Genomic DNA, 9137 nt, shown 5'->3' on the forward strand with positions numbered 1-9137 from the left:
TTTTTAATAAATAAAAATGAAAGGAGACTGTCAAATATAATGCTTTGACAACTATAATTATGTTCAAGGAAAAAGTTGTGTCACTTATTGCAATATTTTTTATAGGAAGTACTATAATAGGTAGTTGTGAAGAGAATAAAACAGAAAAATTAATATTTGGTGGAAAGTATACAAAAGAAATTGAACTTCCAAAAGAAAAACTAGTAGATAATGAAGATGAGTATTATAGTTTAGAGCGATTTTTTAGACCATCTAAATTACCTATTTTAAATGATAAAAGAGAAAAAACTTTTTATGATATATATGGAACAGATACAACTAATTATAAAATACCTGATAAACTTTTAAAAACACCCAAAGATACTATAATAAACTATTTTAGTGTTTTAAGAGAGGCTGCTAATCCACTTGATGATAATAAAACTGGATGTGGAAGTTTAGGAGATACTAGAGCACCGTACCCCATTGCTTATAAGTTTTTATCAGACTCTTATCAAAAGAGAGTTTCTTATAATGAGTACCTAAAGTCTTTTGAAAATACTTTACACATTAATTTAATAAAAGCAAATCAAGTAGGACCAGATGAAAATAGACCTGATCTTATAAAGTACTTTGTTGAACTTGAGGTTATACAAGGTAGTAATGAACCAAAAGGACTTTTTGCATATTATTATGGATATGTTTATTTAAAAAATATAGATGGAGTTTATAAGATTGTTGATATGAAATACACTCCAGAAAATTATCTTTGTGCTCCTTATCATGGATGGTCTTATGACGCTGAGTCATTTGTTCAAATTGAATACGGCGACTGGTGTCATTTAATAGATGGAGATGTTAAGGTAGTTGAAGATGGATATGAAAAAAGAGTTTATTTTAAAGATAAGAACTTAAATGAGTACTATGTACTTTTTTATCAATTAACTAATGGTGTTGATATAAAGATTTCTGATTATAAAAAGAATAAACAAGGTAAATGGGAACAAGTATATATTAATCCTGAAAAATGTCTGAAAAGATGAAATCCATTATAAAGCCAGCAGTTTTGCTGGTTTTTTTATTTTATGTATAAAGTATACATATTTTTATCCGTATATAAGTAAACAAAAAGGCTATTTATTTAGCAAAATTACAAATTATAGGGAGACATTTATATGGATATGAAAAATTTAAAAATAGGAAGAAAATTAAGAATATCTTTCATTATATTGTTAATACTTGCAGCAGGTACAAGTTTTTATACAATATCTAAATTAAAACAATCAGAAAAACTAAGTCAACAGCTATTTACTGGTCCTTATGTATCAACAACTGAATCTATGACCATTCGTAGAAGTTTAGTTGCTGTTGGTAGAGACCTTGCTTATACAATACTTAGAGAAGATCATGTTAAGTATAAACCTATACTTGAAGCTGACTTTGAAAATATAGCTAAAAGTATTGAATTAATTAAAAATGCTTCTGATACAGAGGAAAAATTAATTAATGATCTTGAAAACGAAGTAGGAAAGCTAAAGCAAGAATATGACAAAGCTTTTGCACTTGCAGAAAGTGGTAATTACAAAGGTACACTAGAAATGGTAGGAGAGAATACTGTATATCGTGGAATATACGATAAGTGCATAGAATATGCGAAAACTCTTAATGAACATGCAGAAAAAGATGCAATTAAATTTGATAAAGGAATACAAGATACAGTATCAAAAGCAACTATTGTTTCAATAACTATTAGTTTATTTACTATAGTAGCTGGAATAGCTATATGTGTATATATTACAAAGAGCTTAAAAAATCCAATTGAAGAAATAGAAATAGCTGCAAATAAAATGGCTGAAGGTGATTATGATATCACTATTGATTATGAATCAAAAGACGAATTAGGTTCTTTAGCAGACAGTATGCGTAAAATGAGTAGTAAAACTAAAGAAATTATAGATGATACAGTTCGTGGTTTAAGAGAAGTAGCATCAGGTAATTTCGATATTGAACCTGAAGTAGAATTTATAGGAATATTTAAAGAAATCGAAAAATCAATAAATAAAATAACTGATGATTTAAGTGAAACAATGTCACAAATAAATGTAGCTGCAGAAGAAGTAGGAGCTGCATCAGAGCAAGTAGCAGGTGGTTCACAAATGTTATCACAAGGTGCTACGGAACAAGCAAGTGCAATACAAGAATTATCTGCAACTATTATAGAAATATCTGATAAAATAAAAGATACTGCAGAAAATGCTAAAAAAGCTAATAATTTAACAGTAAGTTCAGCTCGCCAAGTTAAAGATGGAAATGAACAAATGGGACAAATGGTTAAAGCAATGGAAGAAATTTCATTTGCATCTAATGAAATCGGAAGAATTATAAAAACAATAGATGATATAGCATTCCAAACAAATATATTAGCATTAAATGCTGCTGTAGAGGCTGCACGTGCTGGGGAAGCGGGTAAAGGATTTGCTGTTGTTGCTGATGAGGTAAGAAACCTTGCTGCTAAATCAGCAGAAGCTGCTAAAAATACAGCTACACTTATAGAAAATTCAATAGGAGCAGTTAATAAAGGTACTGAAATAGTAGATAGTACAGCACAGTCACTTCAAAAGATAATAAATACAACTAATGGAACTACTGTATTAGTTGAGGATATAGCTAAGGCATCTGAAGAACAAGCTAGTGCAATTACTCAAGTTACATTAGGAGTAGAACAGATTTCAGAAGTAATTCAAACTAACTCTGCGACATCAGAAGAAAGTGCAGCTGCTAGTGAAGAATTAAGTGGACAAGCACAAATGTTAAAATCACTTATTGAAAACTTTGAATTAAAAGATGGTAAAAAGTCTAGAAAAAATATAAATTTCAATAGTGATGAAAATGATTATTTTGCTACTAATGAATATTAATATATAAATAAAAGACATATACAAATGATTTTGTATATGTCTTTTTTATTACATTTTAATTACTGGTTTATATTCAATTCCTTTAGTATCAACACTTATAGATTCAATAATTACATCTTCAACAGGTTTATCCATAGCACCTGTTTTTACATTTTCAATATTATGAACAATATCCATACCACTTATAACCTTACCAAAAGTAGCATAGTTTCCATTTAAATGAGGCGTATTTTTAGTTACTATAAAAAATTGGCTACCAGCACTATTTTTATTTTGACTTCTAGCCATAGATAATACACCATCAGTATGAGATAAGTCATTTCTAAACTTATTCTTAGTAAACTCTCCTTTTATAGTATAACCAGGTCCACCTGTACCAGTTCCATTTGGGTCCCCACCTTGAATCATAAAATTCTTTATAATTCTATGGAAAGTTAGTCCATTATAGAAATTGCTATTTGCTAAATCTATAAAGTTATTTACTGTATTTGGAGCTATATGAGGATAAAGCTCAGCTTCAACAGTTCCAAAATCTTTAAATACTATAGTAGCTATAGGTAACTCTTCTGGTGGAGTTCTAACTTCATCTACAATATTTTCACTTGAACCTGTTAGTTTTGATAAAAAGTTTGAGAAAAATCCTTTTTTAGTTTTTTCAGTCATTTTTATTACCATCCTTTGTTAATTTATGGGTTCATTATATCACATATAAGTATAAATATTTATTAATTTAGTTTTATTTTAAAATAATATATAAGGTATTAAAGTACAATTATTGATTTATATATTGGACTATTATATTTGAATTTATAGTCTGAAATATGGTAAAAATAACTAAATAGTATGATAAAATAATTAGATATAAGAATAAATTAAGGAGAGAAAATTTATGATTAAATTAAAATACAATGGACACGCAAATATATCTTTAACTAAGGATAATATGACGGTTTTAATAGACCCATTTTTTACAAATAATCCAGTAAATAAAGTTAACCCAAAGGAAATAGATTGTGATTACATATTAGTATCTCACGCACATTTTGACCATATAGGTGACGCTATAGATATAGCAAAGAGAACTAATGCTACAATTATAAGTACTGCAGAAATAGCAAATATGGTTTCAGAACATGGATGCAAAGATCATGGAATGAATATAGGTGGAAAGTTTGATTTTGAATTTGGTTCTGTTAAAGTTACCCAAGCAATACATAGTGCAGGAATAGAAGGTGGATGTGCTTGTGGATTTGTAATAAAATTTTATGGAAAAACTATATACTTTGCAGGGGATACAGCTCTATTTTTAGATATGCAACTTATAGGTAAAATGAATGAGATTGATTATGCACTTTTACCAATAGGAGATAACTTTACTATGGGACCTAAAGAAGCAGTTGAAGCGGTGAAAATGTTAAATCCAAAAGTAGTTGTGCCGATACATTATAATACTTGGGAACCTATATCTCAGTCACCACAGAAATTTAAGGAAGATGTTGAGAAAGATACTGATTCTAAGGTCGTAATAGTTGATTTTGGAGATAGCATAGAGATATAATAGTATGATTACAAATAGTATGGAAAGGAGATATTATTTGAAAGAACAAATTACAAGAAAAATATTTAATGGATTAATATATATTCATATACTTCATCATGGAAAAGTAGAGCCATTTTATGGATCTTGGATGATAGAAGAATTAAAAGAGCATGGTTATAGTGTTAGCCCTGGTACATTATATCCAATATTGAAGTCTATGGTAGAAGAAGAGTTAATAGAAAAAGAAGATATAAATGTAAATGGAAGAATAAGAAAATATTATAAGACAACAAACAAAGGGGACAAGCTTTTACAAGAATTAAAAAACAATTTAAAAGAGATATTTAATGATATGTCAATGAAATAAGCTAAGTAAATTTACTTAGCTTATTTCTGTATTATAGCAAAAAATCATTGATATAAATTATAAAAAATGATATTATCGAATTGCGATATCGAAGTTCGATAATATGAAAATGATAGATTGTAAAGGAGAAAAGTTATGAATATACTTAGCGTAAAAGATGTTTACTACAAAGTAGATAAACTAGATATAATAAAAGGAATATCAATAGATATAAAAAAAGATGATTGTATATCAATCGTTGGTCAATCGGGAAGTGGTAAGAGTACATTATTGAAGTTATGTGCAGATTTGATTCCTATAACAAGTGGGAGTATTTATTATAAAGAAAAATGTTATACAAATTATAACCCTATAGAGTTAAGAAAGTCTATTAGCTACTGTATTCAAACACCGATATTATTTGGAAATAATGTTTATGATAATTTAGAATTTCCATTTAAGATAAGAAATGAGAAAGTAGATATAAATAGAATAAATTATTTACTAGAAAAATTAAATCTAGATAAAAGTTATTTGCAAAAAGATATAAAGACTCTTTCAGGTGGAGAGAAACAAAGAATAGCAATCATAAGAAATTTATTATATATACCTGAGATTCTATTATTAGATGAAATAACAGCATCACTTGATAAGGAAAATACAATTATTGTTGAGAACTATATAAAAGAACTTAATGAAAGTGGAGTTACAGTACTTTGGATAACTCATAGTGATGAACAAAGCAAATCTATATTTAATAAAAGAATATTTATATCACAAGGAGAAGTTATTAAAGTGGAGGAGATTATATAATGAGTACAATATCTTTAATTATGGCATCGTCTTTGATAGCTATACCTATATTAATATCTCATAGGGAAAAATTGGGGCTAGGAAAAGAAATAATAATAAGTATATTAAGAGCAATAATTCAGTTGGTTATTGTTGGATATATACTAGATACAATTTTTAAACTAGATAATAAGATAGTAATAATAGTTTTAATATTTGTTATGTCTATTAATGCATCATTAAATACTGTTAAAAGAGGTGAAAATATAAATAATGTATTCTTAATATCTCTTATATCAATATTTACTGGCTCAATAATAACCATGTCTGTTTTAATTTTCTCAGGAGTAATAAAATTTACTTCTAGTGAGGTAATACCAATAGCAGGAATGATAATAAGCAATTCTATGGTAGCAGTTGGATTAAGTTATAGGAATTTAAATACATCATTTTCATTAAGAAGAGCAGAGGTAGAAACTAAATTATCTTTAGGAGCATCGGTAAAAGAATCTTCTAAAGAGATATTAAGTGAAAGTATTAAGATAGCAATAATACCAACTATAGATTCAGCAAAAATGCTAGGAATAGTTTCTCTTCCTGGAATGATGACAGGACTAATTTTAGGAGGGGTATCACCTATAATGGCAGTTAAGTTTCAAATTATGGTTACATTTATGATAATATCATCAGCATCAATATCAATTTTAATATCAGCGTATTTAAGCTATAAGAGTTTTTATAATAAAAGATGTCAACTAGTATAAGATGAGTAGTAATGAACGATTATAAATATTTAAGTGATTGTGAGTGGAAAGTTACAAATGCAAATCGATAAATATTTCATTCCACGCTTTTGGACATCTTCTATTGTATGTTTGATTTTATAAACAGCATACTCTCCACTTTCTAATTCCATTTCTTTTGTTTTAGTAAACATATAAGAAAATATAAAATCTGCTATAATTTAAAATATATATTCCTATATTTTGTAAATTATATAAGAATAATATAAAGTACAGGGGGGATATAAATGAAATTCAATGCTTTAATACCTGAGTTATCTGTATTAAATATTAGAGAATCAAAGGCATTTTATATAGATATTTTAGGATTTAAATTAGACTATGAACGAGTAGCGGATAAGTTTGCTTTTATCTCATTAGGTGATGCACAAATAATGCTTGAAGAAGTAAATGGATATTGGAATACAGGTGAATTAGAATATCCATTTGGAAGAGGAATTAACTTTCAAATTGATACAACTGATATAGATACAATTATAAATAAACTTAAAATTAATAATATAGACTTATTTAGAGATGTAGCCGAAAATATGTATAATTGTAATGAAATAGTTTATGTTGAAAAAGAAATTTTAGTTCAAGACCCAAATGGCTATTTATTAAGATTTTCTCAATCAGTAAAACAAATTAATGAAAGTAAATAATCATAATAAATTGGGATACAATTATATTATTTTCTTAATTAGGAGGGTAATAATACAAAATTATTAATCTTTTTTAGTGTTCAAAAAACATATCTTATCATGGATATTTATTATGGATAAATTTAAATACGATAAATAGTTATAGCACATTTCCGAACAAATAGAAAGAGCATTTCTGCTCTTAATGTTGAACAATATAAGGAAAATATGTCTTATTTGTGATTGAATTTAAATTCAATCCATTCATCATTTACGAGTTTTTCAAATTTTCCCCATTGTGGAATCCCTAAATTTCTTCCTTTAACCCTTATAGGTGAAATAATATCATGTTGACAATCTTTCATTGGTTCATTGATGTTAATCCAATCAGAATGTTTAATATTATATTCTTCAAAGCATATTTGTAATACTTCTTCTAAAGTATCAAAATTGTAATCTGTAAAGCAGGGAATATCATTAGTCGTATCATACATAAACAGGTCTACTCCATCTGTTGATTCATATAACAATACCTTTTTTATATCATTTACTGGATCTTTTAAAATAGCATACTTCCTCAAATTAGTTACCTCCCTAACGTCATTAAGATATACTGTTAAGTTATCGCAAATAACTTAAATATATTATAACTGATATATTTGAGTTGTAATATAAATTTTTAGCAAATACAAGTGTCATAATTTAGCAGTAATGACACTTGTTTATCTTGTTCAAAAAAACATCTGTTTTAGTGAACATGTTTTAAGTAATATGGGATACGCAACTAAACGTTACTTATTGTTTAGTGAATGATAGTAAGGGTATTTATTATTTTAATTAAGTTAAAGCTAGTAATAAAAAATATTAGTTTTATATATTTATAGCACCTAGTTTAGGAGGATAACAAAAAATGAAGTATTTTATCGTTGAAGGTATAATAAAAAATCCAGATAAAATGGATGAAGATATTATGAAGGAGCACATGGCTTATTCTCAAAAAGCAATGGATAAGGGATTAATATTAATGTCTGGACTTAAACAAGATATGAGCGGTGGACTATTTGTTATGAAAGCAGAGTCTATTGAAACAGTAAAAGATTATCTATCAGATGAACCTTTAAAAAGATATGGGATACAAGATTATGAACTTATAGAGTTTGAACCTCATTACTTTAATCAATCACCTAGTGAATGGTTTAATAAGTAATTTATAAAAAATAATATATATTTTAATAGATTGAGAGCTAAAAGAGTAATAATAAAAAATTATTGCTCTATTTTAGTGTTCAAAAAATATCTGTTTTAGTGTAAACATTAAAACTATTATATCTTATTGTGTAGACTATTAAGTTATTTTATAATAATACTTATAAGCTATTTAGGAGGTAAATATGCAGTATATTAACTTTGATACTTGGAAGAGAAAAAATCATTATAGTTTTTTTGAGAAAGTAGATAATCCACAATTTAATATATGTTCAAATGTTGATGTGACTAACTTTCTGAAATTTGTGAAAGAAAATAAACTTTCATTTTACTACAGCATGATTTATGCCTCTACATATGTAATGAATGAAATAGAAGATTTTCGTTATAAAATAAGAGATGGAAAAATTATTCTTCATGATAAGTTACACCCATCTTTTACAGATATGAGTCCTGGTGAAGATTTATTTAAAATTGTAACTTTAGACTTAGAAGATAGTATTATTAAATTTTCAAATAATGCAAAAGAAATGTCAATCAACCAAATAGAGTATTTTGCTGAAACTGATTTTGAACAAGATGAATTAATATATTTTTCTTGCATTCCTTGGATATCTTTCACGAGTATATCAAATGAGATTGTAATGAATAAGGACGATTCTATTCCAAGGATATCTTTTGGAAAATACTTCAGTCAGGATGACAAGATCTTATTACCATATTCTATACAAGTTAATCATATGCTTTTGGACGGTATTCATATTGGAAAGTATATGGAAAGATTGCAACAATTTCTTAATGAATTATAAAAATAAAAGAAGGATTAAACATGTTTAATAAAATATATCTTATCATGGATATTTATTATGGGTAAATTTAAATATGATATATACAGTTAATATGATAAAATGCGTAATGATTATAATTAAA

General features: G+C 26.9%; 11 protein-coding genes. 9 read left to right on the top strand and 2 right to left on the bottom strand.

Going from position 1 to position 9137, the window contains the following annotated elements; all coding sequences use genetic code 11:
• The first annotated feature begins 59 nt into the window (after positions 1-59).
• Positions 60-1022, top strand: a complete 963-nt coding sequence (locus BN899_RS04795) for a hypothetical protein (protein WP_052356620.1) — start codon at positions 60-62, stop codon at positions 1020-1022.
• A gap of 132 nt (positions 1023-1154) precedes the next feature.
• Complete coding sequence (locus BN899_RS04800; RefSeq protein WP_042273372.1) at positions 1155-2897, top strand: methyl-accepting chemotaxis protein; 1743 nt, start codon at positions 1155-1157, stop codon at positions 2895-2897.
• Positions 2898-2945: 48 nt separating this feature from the next.
• Here BN899_RS04800 and BN899_RS04805 read toward each other — a convergent pair whose 3' ends face one another.
• Complete coding sequence (locus BN899_RS04805) at positions 2946-3560, bottom strand: peptidylprolyl isomerase (RefSeq protein ID WP_042273373.1); 615 nt, start codon at positions 3558-3560, stop codon at positions 2946-2948.
• Between the two features lie 226 nt (positions 3561-3786).
• On the opposite strand from BN899_RS04805, the gene BN899_RS04810 reads away from it, so the two are divergent.
• The 5 genes from BN899_RS04810 (at position 3787) to BN899_RS04830 (ending at position 7022) form a co-directional block, all read left to right on the top strand.
• The gene (locus BN899_RS04810) at positions 3787-4455 is read left to right on the top strand and encodes a metal-dependent hydrolase (RefSeq protein ID WP_042273374.1); all 669 of its coding nucleotides are present in this window, start codon (positions 3787-3789) and stop codon (positions 4453-4455) included.
• Between the two features lie 37 nt (positions 4456-4492).
• A complete protein-coding gene (locus tag BN899_RS04815) occupies positions 4493-4804 on the top strand; it encodes a PadR family transcriptional regulator (RefSeq protein WP_081712166.1) in 312 nt (103 codons plus the stop codon).
• A 135-nt stretch (positions 4805-4939) separates the two neighbouring features.
• Positions 4940-5596, top strand: a complete 657-nt coding sequence (locus BN899_RS04820; protein ID WP_042273375.1) for an ABC transporter ATP-binding protein — start codon at positions 4940-4942, stop codon at positions 5594-5596.
• Positions 5596-6339 (top strand): ABC transporter permease, encoded by a 744-nt coding sequence (locus BN899_RS04825; protein WP_042273377.1) that lies wholly within the window; start codon positions 5596-5598, stop codon positions 6337-6339. Before BN899_RS04820 ends, BN899_RS04825 begins: the two co-directional genes overlap by 1 nt.
• Before the next feature lie 266 nt (positions 6340-6605).
• Complete coding sequence (locus BN899_RS04830; RefSeq protein ID WP_042273378.1) at positions 6606-7022, top strand: bleomycin resistance protein; 417 nt, start codon at positions 6606-6608, stop codon at positions 7020-7022.
• Between the two features lie 212 nt (positions 7023-7234).
• Here the strand turns inward: BN899_RS04830 and BN899_RS04835 are convergent, their stop codons facing one another.
• The gene (locus BN899_RS04835; protein WP_042273379.1) at positions 7235-7582 is read right to left on the bottom strand and encodes a hypothetical protein; all 348 of its coding nucleotides are present in this window, start codon (positions 7580-7582) and stop codon (positions 7235-7237) included.
• 329 nt (positions 7583-7911) lie between these two features.
• Here BN899_RS04835 and BN899_RS04840 point away from each other — a divergent pair, with 329 nt between their 5' ends.
• Both BN899_RS04840 and BN899_RS04845 read left to right on the top strand, forming a co-directional pair.
• A complete protein-coding gene (locus tag BN899_RS04840) occupies positions 7912-8208 on the top strand; it encodes a YciI family protein (protein WP_042273380.1) in 297 nt (98 codons plus the stop codon).
• A gap of 184 nt (positions 8209-8392) precedes the next feature.
• A complete protein-coding gene (locus BN899_RS04845) occupies positions 8393-9016 on the top strand; it encodes a chloramphenicol acetyltransferase (RefSeq protein WP_042273381.1) in 624 nt (207 codons plus the stop codon).
• Positions 9017-9137 lie beyond the last annotated feature (121 nt).

Source organism: Faecalimicrobium dakarense (genome assembly GCF_000499525.1).
Classification (GTDB): Bacteria; Bacillota; Clostridia; order Peptostreptococcales; family Peptostreptococcaceae; genus Faecalimicrobium; species Faecalimicrobium dakarense.

Coding starts and splice junctions, on each gene's coding strand:
- BN899_RS04845 (WP_042273381.1), top strand. CDS start 8,393: ATGCAGTATATTAACTTTGATACTTGGAAGAGAAAAAATCATTATAGT.
- BN899_RS04810 (WP_042273374.1), top strand. CDS start 3,787: ATGATTAAATTAAAATACAATGGACACGCAAATATATCTTTAACTAAG.
- BN899_RS04805 (WP_042273373.1), bottom strand. CDS start 3,560: ATGACTGAAAAAACTAAAAAAGGATTTTTCTCAAACTTTTTATCAAAA.
- BN899_RS04800 (WP_042273372.1), top strand. CDS start 1,155: ATGGATATGAAAAATTTAAAAATAGGAAGAAAATTAAGAATATCTTTC.
- BN899_RS04825 (WP_042273377.1), top strand. CDS start 5,596: ATGAGTACAATATCTTTAATTATGGCATCGTCTTTGATAGCTATACCT.
- BN899_RS04795 (WP_052356620.1), top strand. CDS start 60: ATGTTCAAGGAAAAAGTTGTGTCACTTATTGCAATATTTTTTATAGGA.
- BN899_RS04840 (WP_042273380.1), top strand. CDS start 7,912: ATGAAGTATTTTATCGTTGAAGGTATAATAAAAAATCCAGATAAAATG.
- BN899_RS04820 (WP_042273375.1), top strand. CDS start 4,940: ATGAATATACTTAGCGTAAAAGATGTTTACTACAAAGTAGATAAACTA.
- BN899_RS04830 (WP_042273378.1), top strand. CDS start 6,606: ATGAAATTCAATGCTTTAATACCTGAGTTATCTGTATTAAATATTAGA.